This is a genomic window from Flavobacterium tiangeerense (assembly GCF_007830355.1).
Lineage (GTDB): Bacteria > Bacteroidota > Bacteroidia > Flavobacteriales > Flavobacteriaceae > Flavobacterium > Flavobacterium tiangeerense.
In genome coordinates, this window is record NZ_VLKO01000002.1 from 151,110 (window position 1) to 172,463 (window position 21,354).

Here is a 21,354-nt window from a genome sequence, read left to right on the forward strand (position 1 = left end):
TAAAATTGAACGCAATTCAAACTAAAGTATTCATTTTAATATAATTTTAGATGTAACATATAATTTTTTAATTAAATTTGTACTTACAATTAAACATTATACTGACATGAAAAAAATAATTGCTTTAGCTATGCTAGTTACCTTTGGGATAACAGGTATGAACGCACAAGAAACTACAAAAAAATTGAAACCGGTAAAAGCTAAAATTGCTAATACGAAAGTAAATGGAGCAGGAATGCTTTTTGTAAGCGAAACCATTGATTATGGTACTGTTGCTCACAATTCTGATGGAAGAAGAGAATTTGTATTTACAAACAACGGAAACAAACCATTGATCATTACAAATGCTCAAGGATCATGTGGTTGTACGGTTCCTACTTATCCTAAAGAGCCTATTGCTCCTGGAGCAAAAGGAGTTATTGGAGTTAAATATGATACTTCAAGAGGAGGACAGCCGTTTACAAAAACAATCACGTTAACATCAAACGCAGTTGTTCCTACTAAAACTCTTACTATAAAAGGAAACGTTTTAGCAGCTGAAACATCAAAAAGCTAATTCTTTTTACAACAAATACTTTAAAGCTTCCTGTAAAATTGGAAGCTTTTTTTTTGAATAATTCCACACCATGAGAAAGTTAGAAAACAGTGAACTAGAACGTAAATCAATTGAAACCTTTAAAAAATCTACAAAAACACCCCTGATACTGGTTTTAGATGATATTAGAAGTTTACACAATATCGGATCTGTATTTCGTACCGCGGATGCTTTTTTGATTGAAAAAATTTATCTGTGCGGCATTACAGCCACTCCACCTAACAAAGAAATTCATAAAACAGCACTAGGCGCTACAGACACTGTTGCTTGGGAACATTACGATCGCGTCTTGGAAGTTATAGAGAAATTAAATAAAGAAAATGTGATTACTCTAGCTATTGAACAAGTAGAGCATGCTGTTTTTCTTCAAAATTTTGAAGTTGAGAAAGACAAAAAATACGCTTTAGTTTTTGGCAATGAAGTCCATGGCGTTTCACAAGAAGCGGTGGGATTATGTACTGGTTGTATTGAAATTCCTCAGCTAGGAACAAAACATTCCTTAAACATATCTGTGAGTGCTGGGATCGTTGTTTGGGATTTATTTAAACAGTTCCAGTATTGATTTTCATTTGAATTTCGCTCAAGATAAACAAGTAGTCTTCTTGATTTTTAACAAAATCTCTATCAGACACATCAATGATCAAAACATTGAGATCGGTTTGAGATTTAATGTAATCTAAATAGCCACTATTTATTTTATCTAAATAATCGGCAGGGATTTTTTGCTCATAACTGCGTCCTCTTTTCTTGATGTTCTGCAACAGGCGTTCTGAATTTTGATATAAATAAACGTATAAATCTGGCTTAGGCATTTCTTTGTAAATGATATCAAACAAGTTGCGATACAAGCGGTATTCATCTTCAGCGAGTGTAATCTTGGCAAAAATTAACGATTTAAAAATATGATAATCAGCAACTAAAAAATCTTTAAACAAATCAAATTGCGCCAAGTCATCTGATAATTGCTGATACCTATCGGCAAGGAAAGACATCTCTAGTGGAAAGGCATAACGGTTTTGATCTTTATAAAATTTGGGTAAAAAAGGATTATCAGCAAATCGCTCTAAAACTGTTTTAGCATTAAAATCTTCCGCTATTTTTGATGCTAAGGTTGTTTTTCCTGCGCCTATATTCCCTTCAAAAGCTACATAATTATAGCGCTCTAGCGGAATGTTACGCAACGGTTCATCAAGATCTTGTACGTATACACAAACGCTTGTATCTGGAGTACATGCCAGCAACTCCGGAACATTTTTATGTAAAACAGGATGTTTCCAATCCAGATTCAGATCCAAAACGGGAACCAAAACAAAATTCCTATTTTGCATTAAAGGATGTGGCACCTGTAATTTTTCAGTAGCAATAACATCATCATCAAAAGCAACAATATCAATATCAATTACTCTAGATTGGTATTCAGATGATAGATTAGGAATACGTCCCAAACGTTTTTCAATTTTTAAAACCTGATTCAAAACTTTATGCGCCGCTTGATACGTGTGAATTAGTACGGCACAATTATAAAAGGATTCACTCTCAAAACCCCAAGCGGGTGATTCATATAACTTAGAGGTTTTGATAATTGTACCAACCTCTTGATGTATTAAGTGCAGGCATTGCAAAATATTTTCCTTGCGATTTCCTTGATTACTTCCTATGGATAATATGACTTGATGTTGTGATTTCATAATGGGGTGCAAATTAACTAAAAGAATTTTAGAATTATATCAAATTGAGCTATGCATAAAATAATAAACATAAAAAAGTCTCCCATTTGTGTAACAATACGATGGTTTCAGAGACTTATTAAAAAAATATAAGTATGAAATTTTTAGGAAATGTATTAGCTACCATCATTGGTATTTTTGTGTTTTTCATGTTGTTTTTCTTTGGTATTGTTCTCATTGGAGCCATTTTTGGTGGTGAATCTGAAGGAGTTGTAGTTGAAAATAATTCAGTTATCGAGTTGGATCTAGGAAACATACAAAATGATTATGCAGGTAAATACAAAGACCCTTGGGTTACCGTTTTCTCAGAAAATAAAACCATAGGCTTGATTGACATATTAAATGCTATTGAAGAAGCAAAAAATGATGACGATATTAAGGGAATATCTATTCTGAATAGCAATTCTGGATTGGGTATGGCACAAAGCAAAGCCTTGCGCGATGCACTAGAAAGTTTTAAAAAATCAGGAAAATTTGTTATGGCTTACGCCAATTCATATTCTCAAAAAGAGTACTACATCAACTCTGTTGCGAGTCCTATTTACATCAATCCTGTTGGAGAAATGGACTTTAAAGGTCTTTCATCGGAAATTATGTTTTTCAAAGATTTCCAAGAAAAATCAGGATTAAAAATGGAAGTAATCCGCCACGGAAAATATAAAAGTGCCGTAGAACCTTTTCTTGAAAACAAGATGAGTGACGCCAATAGAGAGCAAACTACAGCTTTGTTAACCTCTGTTTGGAATTCTGTTGTAAATGACATTTCAAAAAGTAGAAATATTCCAGTGGCAAAACTAAATGAAATTGCCAATGGCCTGCAAGCTAGAACACCAGAAATGGCAAAAGCACAAAAACTGGTAGATATTATTGCCTACGAAGATATATATCATGATGCCATTAAGAAGATTTTGAAAGTAGATAAAGATAAAGATTACAACACCATATCTATTGTTGATTATGCACAAAAAGTAGCCACAACCTCCCTCTCAAAAGATAGTTCAAATGAAATTGCAATTATTTATGCTCAGGGAGAAATTATGGGTGGCGAAGGAGATGTAACAGTAATAGGTGAAGGATCTATGCGTCGCTCTTTGCAGGAAGCCAGAAATAATAAAGACGTAAAAGCAATTGTTTTACGAATAGACAGTCCAGGTGGAAGTGCATTAACGTCTGATTTGATTTGGAGAGAAATTGAATTGACCAAAAAAGTAAAACCTATTGTAGTGTCCATGGGGAATTATGCAGCATCTGGAGGATATTACATTGCTTGTAACGCCAATACCATTTTTGCTGAAGAAAACACCATTACGGGATCTATAGGAGTTTTTGGAGTTTTACCAAATTTTACGCCACTGGCAACAAAGATGGGAATATATACCGAGCAAGTTAAAACACATACTAATGCAGCTGATTACAGTCCATTTGTACCATTAGACGAAAACTTTAAAGCCGTTACTCTTGAAGGAGTAGAACACATCTACAAAACATTTGTAACGCATGTAGCTACAGGAAGAAAAATGACATTTGCTCAAGTAGACGCCATTGCGCAAGGAAGAGTATGGACAGGATCTGAAGCACTAAAAATAGGCCTTGTAGATAAAATAGGTGGTCTTAATGATGCTATTGCAAATGCTGCAAAGCTGGCCAAAATAAAGACTTACAGTACTCAAAATTATCCAGAATACGAGAAAAACTTTGAGGATTTATTTGCTGGATTCCCATTTGCGACATCAAAAGCTGCTTTTATCAAAGAAGAAATTGGAGAAGAAAATTACCGTGTGATGCAGGAAATTAAAAAACTTCAAAACCGCAAAGGTGTACAAGCCATGTTGCCGTATGAAATCAACATTAGGTAATTAAAAAATCAAAAGCTTATAAAATCCGCTTGAGTATGATGCTCGAGCGGATTTTTTTATTTTCAAATAATAAAGATTTTTGGGTTTTATGAAAACATTACATACAATTTACCTAATAAACCATTATTTTTGTATTGAGTTGACCAAAATTTTCCTTGGTCTTATCCCATTAAAAACTAAAACATTATGGTAAAGAAAATTTTAAAAATCATTGGAATCCTCTTATTGCTTTTGGTAGTAACGCTATTTGCTGCACCGTTTTTATTCAAAGACCAGATAAAAGCAAAAATATCTGAGGCTATCAACGCCAATGTAGATGCCAAAGTAACCTTTGCAGAAGCAGATTTAAGTCTTTTTAAAAATTTTCCAAATGCAAATGTAACCTTAGAAAAATTAGTCATAATCAACAAAGCTCCCTTTGAAGGGGATACCCTTGTTTCATTGGGAGAAATCGACTTGAAAATGTCTATCAAAGAACTTTTTAAGGATAAGAAAGAAGCCATTGCTATTGATGGTATTTACTCTAAAGATGGTTTAATTAATATCATTTTCAATAAAAATGGAATTGGCAACTTTGATATTGCTCTCAAAGATCAAAAAGCAAAAGAAGAAGGTCCAAGTAGTCCATTACTTTTAAAAATCAAAGATTATAAAATTGAGAACTTTCAATTTCGCTATTTTGATGAAAGTTCTAAAATTAAAATGGTCATTGATAGTCTTAACCATGAAGGGACAGGAGATTTTGCTGCACAAAAATTAGATTTAGACACCAAAACTACAGCCAAAATTTCTCTCAACCTGGACAAGGTCAACTACATGAATAAGGTTGCCTTAACACTAGATGCCGTTTTAGGTATTGATTTGGCGCAAAGCAAATATACGTTTAAGGAAAACAAAGCCTTAATCAATCAATTGCCGTTAGAATTTGATGGTTTTATACAAATAATGCCAAACGGACAACAATATGACTTAAAGTTTAAAACACCTACATCGTCCTTCAAAAACTTCTTAGGAATTATCCCTGAAGCCTACGCCGCTAGTTTAGACAATGTAAAAACTACTGGAGATTTCACCATAGTTGGTTTTGCAAAAGGGTTGTACTCAGAGACTACTGTTCCAAAGTTTAACATAGCCATTGCCTCAAACAATGCTTCGTTTCAATATCCGAACTTGCCAAAATCAGTTGATAAAATTGTAATAGATACCAAAATCATCAACGAAACGGGGATTCTTAATGACACCTATGTAAACCTAGACCAACTATCATTTCAAATTGATCAGGATGTATTTAATGCCAAAGCCAATATTAGAAATGTTACGCAAAACGCACTAGTTGATGCCGCATTAAAAGGAACTATTAACTTAGCGAATCTCTCTAAGGCCTATCCTATAAAACTTGACAAACCTTTATCAGGTATTTTAAAGGCTGATGTCACTACAAAATTTGACATGCAATCTGTTGAGAAAAGCGACTATGAAAAAATAAAGAATGCCGGTAACATGAGTTTATCAGGTTTTAAATACGCGGACGAAAACGGAAAAACTATGAACATAAGCACGGCAGTGGTTCAGTTCAATCCTAGCCAAGTAAATTTAAAACAATTGAATGCTACAACAGGAAAAAGCGACATTAGTGTAAGTGGAATTTTAGAGAATTTTTACGGATTTATCTTTAGAAATCAAGAACTAAAAGGAAATTTCAATATGATTTCGAAGCAAATAGCTGTTGATGATTTTATGACGACAGGCGAACCTGCAAAAACCGAAGCAGCTACAGCTAAAAAAGCCGATGCCATGAAGATTCCTGCGTTCTTAAATTGTACGCTTACCGCAAAAGCTACTACGGTTTTATATGACAACCTTACGCTGAGAGATGTCTCTGGAAAATTATTTGTTAGGGATCAAAAAGTTACCCTTGAAAACGTAAAAACATCTATTTTTGGAGGAACTATTGGCGTAAACGGTGCCGTTTCTACTAAAGGGAAAACACCTGTTTTTAACATGGATTTGAAATTAAATCAAGTAGATATTGCACAATCGTTTACGCAGCTGGACATGCTGAAAAAAATTGCTCCTATTGCAGGTATCATCAACGGGAAGCTGAACTCTAGCATTAAACTAAACGGAAATCTAGATGCAACTGAATTCACACCCGATTTAAAAACACTTACCGGAGACTTATTGGGCCAACTGTTGTCATCAACTGTAAACTCAAATAATTCTACTTTGCTCAAAGCAATTGGGTCTAACATCAAATTTATTGATGTAAACAAAATCAATTTGAATGACATAAAAGCAGCCATCACGTTCAAGGACGGAAAGGTAAATGTGAAGCCATTTGATATTAAATACAAAGACATCAAAGCTACTGTGGGCGGAACGCATGGTTTTGACCAAAGCATGAATTACACCTTAAAATTTGATGTGCCAGCCAAATATTTAGGCTCCGAGGCCAATGCGTTACTAGCTAAACTGACACCTGCTGATGCTACCAAACTAGAGAATTTACCTATAAATGCATCTTTAGTTGGTAGTTTTACAAATCCGAAAATTACAACTGATGTAAAGACAGCGGTTACTAAGCTTACAACGCAACTGGTAAACCAACAAAAAGATCGATTGGTTAAAAAGGGAACCTCAGCAATTACAGATTATATCAACAAAAATAAAAAACCAGGTGATACTACAAAAACGGCTACGCCAAGTACACCTGCTACAAAAGAAGAAGTAAAAGCAAAAGCAGCCGATTTGCTCAACGGACTGTTTAAAAAGAAAAAGAAAGCTGTAGATACTACCAAAGTAAATTAAGAAGGTTTTATAAAATAGTAAAGAGGAATTCACTAAGTGAAATTCCTCTTTTTTTTGTTTGTAATTTTAGTATAGTTCCTAGTGTAGGCGTGCTGCTGCAACGGGTTCACGTGCGTAAAGGATGGCAGCGGTATCCTTTTATGGAGCCCAAGCGAAAAGATATAGCGAACAGCCTGACCTTTTTTTAAAATTTTTTCAATTTTAAAAAAAGGATACGCCCAAGAACTTTTTATACTGCAAGAGAAACTACATACCCCTCTGAACCACGGATGTTAAATACGGTTCCGTTTTCAAAAAGCAAATATTGCCCTTTTATCCCAGTAAGTTTTCCTTTAAATTGTGGCGTTTTATCTAAGCTTAAACTGTTTACTTTAGCGGGATAGTCTAGAACGGGATAATGCATTTCATACAAATCATTTTTTTGAGCATGAAAATATTCCTGAACTTCATTTGGAATTAGATTTTCAACTTTTAAACGTTCCGCAACTAAGTCAATTTGCTCAATATTATTGGTTAACATTTTTCGCCAATTGGTTTTATCAACATAATGGTTCTTGAGCGCTACTTCGGTAATTCCGGCTAGATATCTATTAGGCACTTCTACGATTGAAATGGCTTGGTTGGCACCTTGATCTATCCATCGGGTTGGGACTTGCGTTTTGCGAGTCACTCCTACTTTTACTTCGCTAGATAAGGCCAGGTAAACAATATGCGGTTGCAATTGCACTTTTTGTTCATAGGCTAAATCCCGGTCTTGAATCCCAAGATGCGCAGTACTTAACTCGGGTTTCATAATCCAATCGCCCACGGCTGGGCTAGAATAAAAACAATCGTAACAAAAACCTTGACGGAATATTTTTTTCTTTTTGCTACAATTTAAACATTGATAGCCTACAAAATTGATCTCTAGCTCTTTATTTAGTAACTGATTCACGTTCAAAAAACTATCTTCAAAAACCAAGTAATATTGAATGGGATTACCCAATTCGGTTTGCATTTTTGCAAGTACACCTTCGTAAGTCATGCGCTTTAAAGTTTCGGGTTTAACACAAGTTGTTAAACAAATTTTGTTATTTTTGGTAAAGTTATCATTCGTAATTCATAATTCATAATTTAAAAATGCCGCTAACCATAATCAATTCGTTTGCTTCTTGGGTTCTTAAACAAAGGATTCATCAAATCGAACTTTTCTTGAAATACCCTAATGAAGTTCAGGAAGAATTGCTTATGCACTTGATACAATCCTCAAAGAATACAGTTGTTGGCAAAGAATATGAGTTTACATCTATACAAAACTACGCCACGTTTGCAGAACGAGTTCCTATATCTAGCTACGAAGAATTGCAACCCCTTATTGAACGAACGCGCCAGGGAGAACAAAATGTTTTTTGGGAAACACCCATAAAGTGGTTTGCTAAATCAAGCGGCACTACAAACGCTAAGAGTAAATTTATCCCAGTAAGTAACGAAGCATTAGAAGATTGTCATTACAAAGGCAGCAAAGATTTACTTTGCTTGTACTTGAACAACAATGAAGACTCAGAACTGTTTGTGGGGAAAAGTTTGCGTTTAGGTGGCAGTTCCCAAATTTACGAAGATAAGAATACGTTTTTTGGTGACTTGTCGGCAATTTTAATAGAAAACATGCCTATTTGGGCGGAGTTCAGCAGCACACCAAGCAGCAAAACCTCATTGATGAGCGAATGGGAAACTAAAATTGCTGCCATTATCAACGAGACCAAAAATGAAAATGTTACTAGTTTTGCAGGAGTTCCTTCCTGGATGTTGGTATTAATGAATAAAATGCTGGAGGAAACCGGCAAAGGGAATTTATTAGAAATTTGGCCCAATTTAGAAGTGTATTTTCATGGTGGTGTCAATTTTGAACCGTACCGCGAGCAGTACAAAAAAATACTTCCCAAAAAAGATTTTAAATACTACGAAATTTATAATGCCTCCGAGGGTTTTTTTGCCATTCAAGACTTGAATTATTCTAGTGATTTGTTGTTAATGTTGGACTACGGGATTTTTTATGAGTTCATTCCGATGGATACCTTTGGCACGCCAAACCAAAAAGTAATTCGACTGGCAGATGTAGTATTGTTTAAAAACTATGCTATTGTCATTACTACCAACTCTGGTTTGTGGCGCTACATGATAGGTGACACGGTGCGTTTTACCTCCTTAAATCCTTATAGAATAAGAGTTACAGGCAGAACCAAACATCATATCAATGTTTTTGGCGAAGAATTAATGGTTGAAAATACGGATCAGGCTATTTCCAAAGCCTGCAAAATCACCCAAACCGAAGTGGTTGACTATACTGTGGCACCCATTTTCATGGATGGCAAAGAGAAAGGCGCTCACGAATGGATGATTGAGTTTAAAGACAACCCTACTGATGTATTGCAATTCCAGAAAGTATTAGATGAATCCATACAAGCGCTGAACTCTGACTACGAAGCAAAACGTTACAACAACATGACCTTAACCCCATTGGTGATCAATGTAGCTCGTAAAAATTTATTTTACGACTGGTTAAAAGACCGAGACAAACTAGGCGGGCAACACAAAATACCAAGATTATCCAACCAAAGAGACTATCTGGAGCAATTGAAGGAGTTGCAGTAAAAAATAAATATACGTGATCGACATAAATAAAAACTTACTTTAAACCTAAAGTGAAGCCGAATTAAAAATTGAAAAATAACAATAATGCATTTATTTTAAAGCAACAGATGCCTACAAGCTATAATCCATTAAGAATGTAAAAGTATTTGAAATATCTATTTGAGCGCATAATACATTATTCTATATTAGCATTTTAAAATGCTATTCATTTAATGACAACACATAACCTTCTTCTTGTAGACGATCATCCTATTACTATTGATGCCTATATCAATATATTATCCCGACTTGAAAACGCTACTATTCCAAAACATTTTACTACCGCATTTTCATGCCAAGAAGCATACAACAAAATAAGGGATAGGAATCATTCTCAGCTAACATTAGACGTAGCTTTTTTAGACATTAGTTTACCTCCTTATGAAGACAGAAACATTCAAAACGGTATTGATTTAGGAATTCTTATCAGACAGTACTTTCCTAAATGTAAAATAATTCTACTAACTATGCATAGTGAACCTCTACTCTTACACAATGCAATTGAGAAAATAAATCCCGAAGGTTTTATTTTAAAAAATGACATTAACGCACAATCCCTGATGACCGCTTATCAAGAAATAGTCGTTGGGCAAAAATTTTACAGCACCACCATTCACAAAGTGTTACGCCAAGACATTATAAAAAAACTTGATTTTGATACCATTGATTGTGAAATATTGGCCTTACTATCCCGCGGCATAAGGACTAAAGACATGACAGACCAACTTGAACTGTCCTTGAGCACTATTGAAAAAAGGAAGTCAAATATTAAAATCCAGCTTTTAGTTGATAAAGGAACCGATAAAGATATCATAGACGAAGCAAAAAAAATAGGAATCCTCTAATCCAAAAAACCGTAAAATTTTAACATAAAAACCGTAAAATTAATCCAAAATCTTACATTAGATTTGCAATGTAGAAGTTTAAAAAACAGAATTCCCCCAATTTTCTGTTCTATTAAGCGTTTGTTAAAAATTGAAAGCACTAGATTGATTTTACGCTAATCATACTAATCTGACGAAGGACCTACTACTTCTTTCAGGATTAATTTTAGGAGTATATAGTTATTTTTTTTAAGAAATTATAAACTAAAAAATCAGTATTCTAGTGCTATCAAACAATTTGTTGAGATGATTTATCCATCTCAACTTGAAATAATGACACTGTTAACAGTTAACTATTTCAACCATCTATTGATACTATTTTTTGATTTATAGCCATCACAAAATACATCATAGATTTTTTTTTGAGTTAAGCACTCGTGAATAACGAGTGCTTTTTTTTTTGAGATTTTCTAGAAGATTAATGCTCCATCATATCAATATGCCTGTCATGGTATCCTAACAGGTATAAAACACCATCCAGACCCAAACTAGAAATAGCACTTTCTGCCTTTTCCTTAACAGTGGGTTTCGCGTGAAAAGCAATTCCAAGTCCAGCAAGATTTAGCATTGGTAAATCATTCGCACCATCACCTACCGCAATGGTTTGATTGATATGAATACCCTCTTTATCAGCAATGGCTTGTAAGTATTCGGCTTTCTTTTTACCGTCAACAATCTCACCTATGTAATTGCCTGTTAATTTACCGTTTTTTATTTCTAGTTCGTTTGCATGTACATAATCAATTCCCAATTCTTTTTGCAAATAGTTCCCAAAAAAGGTAAAACCTCCAGACAAAATAGCTGTTTTGTATCCGTAATATTTTAAGGCCTTCATCAAGCGATGCGCGCCTTTTGTGATAGGCAAATTCTCAGCCACAGTTTGCAGTACTTCTTCACTCAAACCCTCTAACAAAGCCATTCGTTGCTTAAAGCTTTCGCTAAAATCAATTTCTCCATTCATTGCAGCCTCTGTAATTGCTTTAACTTGCTCGCCTACTCCTGCAAGTTCTGCAAGCTCATCAATAACTTCGGTTTGAATTAAGGTCGAGTCCATATCAAAACACACTAGACGCCTATTTCTGCGATACATATTGTCCTCTTGAAACGATATATCCACATCTAGCGTTCTCGAAATTTCCATAAAACTAGCGGTTATAAAAGACTTATCAACGATTGTTCCCGTTACCGAAAGCTGAATGCAAGCACGAGGAAATTCTTCTTTTTCAATAATGGAAACACGTCCTGTCAATCTCTTAATGGCATCAATATTCAAGTTTTGATTGGATAAAATCTGGGTCACAGCAGCAATCTGGACCGCTGTTAATGTTTCCCCTAAAATATTGATCGTATACCGTTGTTTTCGTTGCCCTTTGACCCAAATCTCATATTCGGCAATAGATATAGGAATAAATTTGACTTTAACCCCCAATTCGTAGGCTTTGAATAACAAATCTTTTAAAACCGGCCCTGATGTTGATCCAGCCTGAATTTCAAATAATATACCCAAGGACAGCGTATCATGAATATCAGCTTGACCAATATCTAAAATAATAGCATTGTAATTGGCTAAAATTGATGTTAAACCAGCAGTTACCCCAGGCTTATCTTGTCCTGAAACTTTCAATAATATAACCTCTTTGTCCTCTACTTTCATGTGACATAATTAAATTGTACTAACAAAAATCGATATTCTAAAGTTGATATTAAATAAATAGACGTGATTTTTTAAAACAATAACAAATACTGTAAAAACTGCATAAAAAAACCTGTTTATATCAATAAACAGGTTTACAATTTTAAGAAAACTGCAATCTAAGAGATTCTCGGATTTGATTAAATCCTACTTACTATTTATCTTATAGCACTAAACTTCAACGTTGCTATTTTTAAAACTTTTATAGAGTTGAATTTTCGACATGTTTTTTAAAATTATCTAAAATTGCCTGCCATCCATTTTTTTGTAATTCTTCCGTATTCTCTGTTTCTGGGTCAAAACTTTCTATTATTTTTATCCTATCTGCTTCCTTCTCAAAAACAATTATCACTTTTCTACCATCTGCCAGTTGGTACTCTATTAAAGAAAGGTTCTCAACTTTAGTATAAACTCCTTCAAATTCAAATTGCATTGCACCATCTTTTGAAGCCATCGTATATTTGAATTTACCGCCCACTTTTAAGTCATTTTCTGCAAAAGGAGTATGCCAATCATCAGAGGCATTATTCCATTTCATAATGTGGTGTGGTGTGGTCCATTTTTCCCATACTTGTTCTATGGGAGCATTTATGGTGTTTTGGACTGTTATCATTTGAAGTTGCTTTTATCAATTAGAATTATAAAATTACAAAATAATTAAAATCTGTTCTCATTTTTAAAACCAATAAAAAAACCTGCTCAAATGAATGAACAGTTTTTTTTTGAGAAAACTGTAATCGGAGAATATTCTAGTATTTGTTTTAATACTAATTATTCTTCATCTCTATTTTTTATTAGCTCTTTTCATTGAATTTAAAAGGTTGAATATACCCAATCAACTTCGTATTTTAGCAGCGTACTTTTATTAGTTTTTTCTAATACAAGTATTTTGAAGTATTTATGATTTCTCGACAAAGGCATTGAATTTGGTATTGGTCGTTTTATTTTAGTTTCTTTTTGAAATACAGATATCTTTTTTTTAAAATAAAGATACTCATTATCAGTTAAGCTCCTTGGATTTTCTAGTTTGTACTTTTTAAGATTATCAAAAGTACAAGTGACTTTTTTATTGATTTTAGAATCATAAATAAAAGTTTCTCCACCTATGTAAAAATAGATTGTATTATCAACTTCTTTTTTAATATCTCCTGAAGAGCTATCAAAAAGGACATTTTTCACAGGTTTCTTATACTTATTCCCACCTTTATAAAAGTTGAAAAAATCACTTTCTTTTGATTGCCCAAATAGGGAAAATGAAATACATAATATTAAAATACAAAATATTTTTTTCATGATTAGTTGCAATTTGAAGGTCCGTTATAAAAATTTTCTGATATTAGTTTGTTAATTGCTGTTTTCTCTTCCGAGGTTAAGTTGTCCCAAGCAATTGTTGTAAGTCCTTTATCCTTGTCTAAAACACCTAAACCAACCCAAGAAACAGCTTCATAGGTTGAACGGGGCAATCTGTTGTTGTCAAATTTTTGAATGATATCAGCAATTGTTGTTCTGTAATGATTTGCCATCATTTCATGATTCCAAGTGGATTTAAATCTTTTCTCGTAATAGTCATAAAGACCAGGGAAACTATCTTTGAGAGAGTTAACTAGATTTATTTGCTCAGTAACAGTTTCGGAATTAAGTGTTCCTCTTTGAGCAGCTGATAGCATTTTTCTATATATTTCGGCATGAATTATTTCATGTGCAAATACAGTAGCTTTCCCCAAATCTGATAAACTTTGTAATGCGGTATTGCTTATTTGTACTTCTGTTATATAATTTTCAGGAGGATAGGTTTTACCGTAAACATTTGCTTCTAAACTGTTATTTATAGTTAATTTTAAATGACTTACAGGGAATTCTCCGTCAAACTTTTTAATTGCACTTTCAAATCCCGAACTAGAATTTTTTAATTTTTCAAAAATACACTTTGCTTTCCCGGTAAGTGCATCAATAATTTGAACTGGTGTTGGTGCTGAAATAGCTCCTCCAGATCCTCCTCCTCCCACATGTGGCGGATATCCTCCATTATCACTTGGGTCACCTCCTCCACCAAAACAGCCAATTAACATCAATGGTTCAAAATCACCGTCCTAATATAGCCATCCCAAATAAACACATGTAGGCGCAGCCATTTTACCAGTTATACTGGGTTTTAATAAAAAACTATTTTTAAAACTACTAAACTGTACTACTTCATTCTTTTGATTAACTACTAAAACGATTCCATCAAAATCATCTGTTATTTGATAAAAATTAAATGATTTATTAGTATTGTCAAAAAATTTATTCTTTGTCAATATCTGAACATGATTATAGGTAAAGCCATCTCCCGATTTCTTCATTAATAATCGATGGTGACTTAAATAAGGTTGTTCTCCTACTTTTATTTTCAAACCTGATTGTACCGTAAAAGGAACTTCTATTATTTCTCCATGTTCTCCGGTAGTAACAATTGCATTATTCCAGTCAATTTTTTGAGTATATTTTAATACTTGAAATTTTTCGGAAGTAACATTAGTATTAAACCATTCTTGAGCTTCAACCGCCTTTGGTTTGACCGATTCTTCTGTTGTACATCCAGTAAAAAATAAAATGCACACATTTAAGATAAAAAAAAGTTTTTTTGACATAAATTCTATGAGTTATTTGTTAACGTTGCTAAATATACAATTAAGTTATGAATTTATTTACAAATAATAAACTTTAATATAATTCAAATCTTACTTTAAAGCAAGTTCAAAATTTTTAATACATTCCTTTTAACTTCTCCCCAGCCCCTCTCCAAAGGAATGAAGAGTAATTAATTTATTTTAAGGTTTAGTATCATACAAAAAAACCTGTCCAAATGAATGAACAGGTTAGTGTTTTTGAGAAAACTGTAATTTAAGAAGCTATTTCCAAACGCTTTAATAAGTTTTTATTCAAGGTTTCCTCAGCGTATTCTTGATTTATTTCAAGTACTTTGTTATCTGAACTTGGTAATTCGTACATGGCATCGGTTAGGATCGCCTCGCATAAGGAACGCAAACCACGTGCACCTAATTTGTATTCTAAGGCTTTATCAACAATAAAATCTAAAGCTTCATTGGTAATGGTAAAAGTTACCTCATCCATCAAAAATAACTTTTCATATTGCTTGATTAACGCATTTTTAGGCTCTGTTAAAATAGAACGTAATGTCGCTCTATCCAAAGGATCCATGTGTGTCAATACTGGTAAACGACCAATGATCTCCGGAATCAATCCAAAATCTTTGATATCCTTTGGGATTATATATTGCAACAAATTGTCTTTATCAATATTATCTACATTTTTGGAGGTAGAATAACCCACGGCTTGACGGTTCAATCGTTTCGAAATGATTCTTTCTATTCCATCAAAAGCACCACCGGCAATAAACAAGATATTTTGGGTATTTACCTCCACGAATTTTTGGTCGGGGTGCTTGCGTCCTCCTTTTGGTGGGACATTCACAACGGTTCCTTCTAGTAATTTAAGTAAGGCTTGTTGTACTCCTTCACCAGACACATCACGCGTAATAGATGGATTATCACTCTTACGAGCAATTTTATCAATCTCATCGATAAATACAATTCCGCGTTCTGCTTTGGCTACATCATAGTCAGCAGCTTGTAACAAACGTGTTAAAATACTCTCTACATCTTCTCCTACATAACCTGCCTCTGTCAATACCGTAGCATCTACAATAGCCAAAGGAACGTCAAGCATTTTCGCAATGGTTTTAGCTACTAATGTTTTTCCTGTTCCAGTTTGACCTACCATGATGATGTTACTTTTTTCAATCTCTACCTCATCGTCTTGTTGCTGTTGCATCAAACGTTTGTAGTGATTGTAAACTGCCACAGACATCACCTTTTTAGTTTGGTCCTGACCGATAACGTATTGATCTAGGAAAGCTCTAATTTCTTTTGGTTTTTGTAAAACTAAATCTCCTACTAGTTTAGAACTACCAGTTGTTTTTAATTCTTCAAGAACAATTCCGTGCGCTTGCTCGATACATTTATCACAAATGTGCGCATCAATACCTGCTATTAATAAATTAGTTTCTGGCTTTTTCCTTCCACAAAACGAACATTCTAATTTTTCTTTCGCCATTCTTTTTAGTCTAATGTCATAAAGTCAAAAGTCTCAAAGTCTGCATAATGCATTCGACTTTAGGACTTTTGACTTTCGACAAATTTTTATCCTCTTCTCAATACTTCATCAATCATTCCGTATTCTTTTGCCTCATCTGCTTTCATCCAGTAATCGCGTTCAGAGTCTTTGTGTACTTTATCAAAAGTTTGCCCGGAGTGGTGTGAAATGATGTTGTATAATTCGTCTTTTAATTTCAACATTTCTCTCAAGTTAATTTCCATATCAGTTGCCACACCTTGTGCTCCTCCTGATGGTTGGTGAATCATTACTCTTGAATGTGGTAATGCCGAACGTTTTCCTTCAGCTCCTGCACATAATAATACTGCTCCCATTGAGGCAGCCATACCCGTACAAATTGTAGCTACATCAGGCTTGATGTACTGCATGGTGTCATAAATTCCTAAACCTGCATAAACACTTCCTCCTGGAGAGTTCAAGTAAATTTGAATATCCTTAGAAGCATCTGCACTTTCTAAAAATAACAATTGTGCTTGTACTATGTTTGCAATTTGATCATCGATTCCTGTTCCTAGAAAGATAATTCTATCCATCATTAATCTTGAGAAAACGTCAAGTTGCGAAATGTTTAACTGGCGTTCTTCAATGATATAAGGAGTCATATTAGTAGGATTCATTGCCGCAACGATTTTATCGTAATACATGGCATTTACTCCTTGGTGCTTTGTAGCAAACTTTTTAAATTCTTTACCGTAGTTCATGTGTATGTGTTCTAAGTTGTACTTTATCTCTAGTTCTATAATCGGTATTGCAAAGGTCGTTCCGCTTTACAGATCGTGTCAATATGTCTTGCTTTTTAGCCCAGATAGTAGTGGAAAGCTTTTTGAAAGCTGTTTTTTGATTTTATAATTAGGGAAAAGCGACCAAAGGAAGCTTTTGCAATAATTGTATAAAATCTAAACAGATAAAAAAACTTGCAACGAAAAGCTGGATTAGCTCCTACTTGCTAAAATAACAAAAGAGCGTCAAAAAAATAAATTTCTGACGCTCAAATATAGGTAATTTTTATTGTTTTGCATTTGTAATAAAATCTTAAAATTTGAAACAACTAACGAAATTGTTTTCCGTTTTTTCAACTTTTGACTTTATGACATTTGACTTTACGACCAGAATTTATTCTCCGTAAGATGCAGCAATAAATTCTTCGTAAGTCACTTCTTTAGTAGTAGGATTTGCTTTTTCTTTGAATACTTCTAATAATTTTTCAGCAACTACTTGATCCGAAAGTCTTTTTACTTCGTCTTGGTTTGACAAAACGCGTGCTACAATTCCTTGAACTTCTTCCTCAGTAGGATTTGTTTGTCCGAATTGTGCCATTTGCTGACGGATATTTTTTGTAGTGAATGTTTTTAAGTCTTCAAAAGTGATTTTGATATCAGATTGTGCCATAGCTCTACCTTCAATCAATTGAAAACGCAATCCTTTCTCAGAACGTGCATACTCAACCTCAGCTTCTTCTGGAGTTAATTTTTTCTCACTTACCGTTTGTAACCATTTTTTCAAGAACTCAGCTGGCAAATCAAATTTTGTGTTTTCGATTAAGAACTCAGTTACATCACCCAATAATTTTTGATCTGCTTGAGCAGCAAATTGGCTTTCAGCATCCTCTTTGATTTTTCCTTTCAATTCTTCAAGTGAAGAAATTGTTCCAGCACCAAACAATTTATCAAACAATTCTTGGTTCAATTCAGCTAATTCAGCAGTGTTGATTGCTTCGATAGTGAAGTTTACATCAACGTCTAAACCGTGAACATCGTCGTGAGCCACTTTCATGACATCCATTAACTGGTGATCGTCTTCAAATAAACCTTTAGTATTTACAGTTACCACATCACCTACTTTTTTACCAATGAATAAATCAAAAGTCGCTTTGTCTTTAAAAAGATCAGCAGCAATAGTAGTGGCATTATTGATTCCTTTTTCTTCGTTTGAGAATGTTCCCGTAACATCTGAATCAGCAGCAACAACTTCTTGAGGAATTGCAGTTCCAAATTGTTTTTGGATTCTTTCTACTTGACCGTCGATTAATTTATCATCAGCAGTAACCACATATTTTACGATGTCGTTTTTAGCTTCTAAGTCCAATTCGAAATTAGGAACCAAACCGATTTCATATTCGAAAGTCAATTCTTCAGCACTCCAATCAAAGTTTTCATTCACTTTAGGAAGTGGAGTTCCAAGAAGATTCAATCTCTCAGACTGAACGAAACGCTCAAGTGCTAAATCTACAACTTTCTGAACTTCTTCTTGTTTAATAGCTTTACCGTATTGTTTTTCAACAAGGTCTTTTGGCACAGCACCTTTTCTAAAACCTTTAACAGTTGCCAAAGGCATTTTTTCGTTTATTCTTTTTGCTACTTGACCTTTATAATCCATATGAACAACTGTCATTACAATTGTTTCATTTACAGCGTCTATTGCTACTCTTTTAATATCCATCTTCTTCTTTAATTTACATTATAAATTCGGAATGCAAAATTATAAAATTTTTATAAGCCAACCAAGCTTTTTATCGAGACCCTTTTTACCCAATTTCTTCCTTCAAAATCTTATAAAAAGACCATTTCCTGAATATAAATTCTTGAAGTGATTGTTCTTTACCTTTTTGCTACAAGCTTAAGGAATCCATCTATAGATTTCTGACTCTACCCAAGTCAGGAAACGCATAGATTTTCTTAAACAAAAAAAGCCTCGATTTTATCGAGGCTTTTAGTTTGTGCGTGAATTATTGACCTAATACATCAAAATTGAAAGTTTGTAGCCCGTAGCGGAATCGAACCGCTCTTACATGGATGAAAACCATGCGTCCTAACCGATAGACGAACGGGCCTGCTTTTATTTCGGGTGCAAAAATAGAAACTATTTTTTAAAATCCAAAAAAAAATTGCTGCTTTTTATAAAAAAATAAGAATTACATGGAACAAAACTCGCAACTGTTTGATTTATAATCACTAAAAATTTAAGCAATTTATTTAAAAAATAGGGTTCAAAACAAATAAGAGCTCTTAGACTTGATCCTTTCTAAAAAAATAAACATTAAAAAGCAGTATCCAAGTAAAAGCACAATCCAGTTCACTAAAGAATCAACTGAATTGTGCCTCTTTATTTTACTTTAAAATATTAAAAAAATTATACTCTAAATTAAGGTAAACACCATTAGGAGCTGTTCTCATCATAGAACTATACAATTCATATCTATAAGCAAGGTCAATCCTTGCTTGACTGTTTATTATAAATTGAACAGACGGCACTACATCTAGAAATGATTTTCCATTTTTATTCAATGTTTGTCCTAAAAACTCAATCATTGTATTAATGTTGGTCTGCTTAAAATTAGTGTATTTCTTAGGATACATCAATCTACCAATAGAAAATGTGTAATTAGTAGCATAGTCACTTAAGTTCTCTGGAAAGTTATAATTAGGTTTGTTATCATACGCTTTTTCAAAACTTAAACTTGAACTAAGAGCTACTTTTTTGATGAGCTGCGTGGCTACCAATCCAGTTTCAAAACCTGTGTTTTGTCCTTGAATTTCAATTTGCTCTTGATGAATCTCAGCCTTATTAAAACTATAACGTCCGTAAACTGCCATCCTAAAATGACTTTGCACATCATCAGTTGAAAGAAACCTGTATTTAGCATAAATACTGGCTCCTTCTGTGTTTAATTGATTTTCTCTACTGCTCACAAAAAGCGTTGTACGAACCATCACATTTTTATTAATTCCTAAGGTAGCCTCGGGCATCATGTGGTAGTTGTATCCTGACTCCATTTGTTTTTTAAAAATAGATTGTCCTAAACGAATTCCTAAAGAACCTGCAGGTACGTTACTTGCAGGATCCGTGACAACAAAAAGCTCTTGAGCATTAATAATCGTTACAAACAGTAGTAATACCGCACTAAATAACTTCATTATAAAACTCTTTTAATATGATAATCTTCTTCATTATCAAGTGCATAAGTAGGGACTTTTGAAAATGTTTTTTGCATTTTTTTAAATTCCTTATGCGTTAAATATCCTTTGTCATAGACTTTTACCTTAGTATCCGTTGTGCTATTCGATACGTTTTCATCTAGTATGATGTAACTTGACTCTTTCTTTTTGAGATCATCTGGCGAGAGCACCACCTCTAGCGAACCTATAAAAAAACCTGCTTTTTCAACAGCATCTTTCAACATTTTTGGCGTAATGGCATTGTTGTTTTCAAAGGCTACAAAAAAAGAATTTGTATTTAAATCCGTACTTATATTGGCTACTCCATTCATCGCTTTTAATTGCTTATTTATAGCATTCGAACACATTGAGCATGTTAAACCTGTCGCTTTAATTTCGGCTTTTTGCATCTGAGCCAAACTGGTAAAACCGCATAGCAGAACTAAGCCAATAGACATGATTGCTTTTAAATTATTTCTAAACATCTTATTATTTTTTTAAAAAGGTTAGAATAATTTCCTCTGTTGGGTTTGTTGCTACTAATTTACCTGAAACATCAAACAAATAAGAACTTGGCAATCCCTCTACTCCAAAAAGCAATGCTGTTTTTGCATCAAAACCTTTTGCATCTATCAATTGCGGATAGGCCAATTTATCTTTTTCGATAGCCGCAATCCATTTTGCCTTATTGGTATCCAATGAAATCCCTACTATTTCAAAATTTTCAATTTTATGAGCATTATAAAAAGGTACTAATTTTTTATTGGCTTGTCTGCATGGTCCACACCAAGACGCCCAAAAATCAACTAAAACTACTTTACCCTTAAATGATTCAAGAGTTACTGCAACGTCCTTATCGTTGTTTAACTGTACATTTGGCAACGCATCACCGGTTTTAATTTGAGCATTGGCCGTAGCCAAATTAAAAACTATACTGAGTATTATTACTATTTTTTTCATCTTGTTTACGGCTTAAAACAGACCTACTTATTGAGCAAAGCATGGCTTAA

At 33.8% G+C, this 21,354-nt stretch carries 19 protein-coding genes and 1 tRNA gene; 6 read left to right on the forward strand and 14 right to left on the reverse strand.

Going from position 1 to position 21,354, the window contains the following annotated elements:
* Nucleotides 1–106 precede the first annotated feature (106 nt).
* Together IQ05_RS02350 and IQ05_RS02355 are read left to right on the forward strand one after the other, a co-directional pair.
* Complete coding sequence (locus IQ05_RS02350; RefSeq protein WP_144889447.1) at nt 107–556, forward strand: DUF1573 domain-containing protein; 450 nt, start codon at nt 107–109, stop codon at nt 554–556.
* 70 nt (nt 557–626) lie between these two features.
* Complete coding sequence (locus IQ05_RS02355) at nt 627–1,157, forward strand: RNA methyltransferase (RefSeq protein WP_144889449.1); 531 nt, start codon at nt 627–629, stop codon at nt 1,155–1,157.
* Here the strand turns inward: IQ05_RS02355 and folK are convergent.
* On the reverse strand, nt 1,138–2,283 hold the full coding sequence (gene folK, locus IQ05_RS02360) for a 2-amino-4-hydroxy-6-hydroxymethyldihydropteridine diphosphokinase (RefSeq protein WP_144889451.1): 1,146 nt from the start codon (nt 2,281–2,283) through the stop codon (nt 1,138–1,140). The two genes, IQ05_RS02355 and folK, sit on opposite strands and share 20 nt — an antisense overlap.
* 134 nt (nt 2,284–2,417) lie before the next feature.
* On the opposite strand from folK, the gene sppA reads away from it, so the two are divergent.
* Together sppA and IQ05_RS02370 are read left to right on the forward strand one after the other, a co-directional pair.
* Nucleotides 2,418–4,178: a signal peptide peptidase SppA gene (sppA, locus tag IQ05_RS02365; RefSeq protein ID WP_144889453.1), complete on the forward strand. Its 1,761-nt coding sequence runs from the start codon at nt 2,418–2,420 to the stop codon at nt 4,176–4,178.
* A 186-nt stretch (nt 4,179–4,364) separates the two neighbouring features.
* A complete protein-coding gene (locus IQ05_RS02370; protein WP_144889455.1) occupies nt 4,365–6,986 on the forward strand; it encodes an AsmA-like C-terminal region-containing protein in 2,622 nt (873 codons plus the stop codon).
* Nucleotides 6,987–7,215: 229 nt separating this feature from the next.
* Here the strand turns inward: IQ05_RS02370 and IQ05_RS02375 are convergent, their stop codons facing one another.
* Nucleotides 7,216–8,010: a DUF2797 domain-containing protein gene (locus IQ05_RS02375; RefSeq protein WP_144889457.1), complete on the reverse strand. Its 795-nt coding sequence runs from the start codon at nt 8,008–8,010 to the stop codon at nt 7,216–7,218.
* A 95-nt stretch (nt 8,011–8,105) separates the two neighbouring features.
* Here IQ05_RS02375 and IQ05_RS02380 point away from each other — a divergent pair, with 95 nt between their 5' ends.
* Both IQ05_RS02380 and IQ05_RS02385 read left to right on the forward strand, forming a co-directional pair.
* Complete coding sequence (locus IQ05_RS02380; RefSeq protein ID WP_144889458.1) at nt 8,106–9,617, forward strand: GH3 auxin-responsive promoter family protein; 1,512 nt, start codon at nt 8,106–8,108, stop codon at nt 9,615–9,617.
* A 212-nt stretch (nt 9,618–9,829) separates the two neighbouring features.
* Nucleotides 9,830–10,501 (forward strand): response regulator, encoded by a 672-nt coding sequence (locus IQ05_RS02385; protein WP_144889460.1) that lies wholly within the window; start codon nt 9,830–9,832, stop codon nt 10,499–10,501.
* Nucleotides 10,502–10,958: 457 nt separating this feature from the next.
* Here IQ05_RS02385 and serB read toward each other — a convergent pair whose 3' ends face one another.
* The 12 genes from serB to IQ05_RS02445 form a co-directional block, all read right to left on the reverse strand.
* Nucleotides 10,959–12,194, reverse strand: coding sequence for a phosphoserine phosphatase SerB (gene serB, locus IQ05_RS02390; protein WP_144889462.1), 1,236 nt, complete (start codon nt 12,192–12,194; stop codon nt 10,959–10,961).
* A gap of 241 nt (nt 12,195–12,435) precedes the next feature.
* Entirely contained in the window at nt 12,436–12,846 is a 411-nt protein-coding gene (locus IQ05_RS02395; protein ID WP_144889464.1) for an SRPBCC family protein, read from the reverse strand.
* A gap of 200 nt (nt 12,847–13,046) precedes the next feature.
* A complete protein-coding gene (locus IQ05_RS02400) occupies nt 13,047–13,526 on the reverse strand; it encodes a hypothetical protein (protein WP_144889466.1) in 480 nt (159 codons plus the stop codon).
* Between the two features lie 2 nt (nt 13,527–13,528).
* A complete protein-coding gene (locus IQ05_RS02405; protein ID WP_144889468.1) occupies nt 13,529–14,302 on the reverse strand; it encodes a hypothetical protein in 774 nt (257 codons plus the stop codon).
* 21 nt (nt 14,303–14,323) lie between these two features.
* Nucleotides 14,324–14,863 (reverse strand): hypothetical protein, encoded by a 540-nt coding sequence (locus IQ05_RS02410; RefSeq protein WP_144889470.1) that lies wholly within the window; start codon nt 14,861–14,863, stop codon nt 14,324–14,326.
* A 253-nt stretch (nt 14,864–15,116) separates the two neighbouring features.
* Nucleotides 15,117–16,349, reverse strand: a complete 1,233-nt coding sequence (gene clpX, locus IQ05_RS02415; RefSeq protein WP_144889472.1) for an ATP-dependent Clp protease ATP-binding subunit ClpX — start codon at nt 16,347–16,349, stop codon at nt 15,117–15,119.
* 86 nt (nt 16,350–16,435) lie between these two features.
* Nucleotides 16,436–17,110 (reverse strand): ATP-dependent Clp endopeptidase proteolytic subunit ClpP, encoded by a 675-nt coding sequence (gene clpP / locus IQ05_RS02420; protein WP_144889473.1) that lies wholly within the window; start codon nt 17,108–17,110, stop codon nt 16,436–16,438.
* Nucleotides 17,111–17,522: 412 nt separating this feature from the next.
* A complete protein-coding gene (locus tag IQ05_RS02425; protein WP_144889475.1) occupies nt 17,523–18,848 on the reverse strand; it encodes a trigger factor in 1,326 nt (441 codons plus the stop codon).
* Nucleotides 18,849–19,167: 319 nt separating this feature from the next.
* Nucleotides 19,168–19,239, reverse strand: a tRNA-Glu gene (locus IQ05_RS02430).
* A gap of 277 nt (nt 19,240–19,516) precedes the next feature.
* The gene (locus IQ05_RS02435) at nt 19,517–20,323 is read right to left on the reverse strand and encodes a hypothetical protein (protein WP_144889477.1); all 807 of its coding nucleotides are present in this window, start codon (nt 20,321–20,323) and stop codon (nt 19,517–19,519) included.
* Nucleotides 20,323–20,829, reverse strand: coding sequence for a heavy-metal-associated domain-containing protein (locus IQ05_RS02440; RefSeq protein WP_144889479.1), 507 nt, complete (start codon nt 20,827–20,829; stop codon nt 20,323–20,325). Before IQ05_RS02440 ends, IQ05_RS02435 begins: the two co-directional genes overlap by 1 nt.
* 4 nt (nt 20,830–20,833) lie before the next feature.
* Complete coding sequence (locus IQ05_RS02445; RefSeq protein ID WP_144889481.1) at nt 20,834–21,304, reverse strand: TlpA family protein disulfide reductase; 471 nt, start codon at nt 21,302–21,304, stop codon at nt 20,834–20,836.
* Nucleotides 21,305–21,354 lie beyond the last annotated feature (50 nt).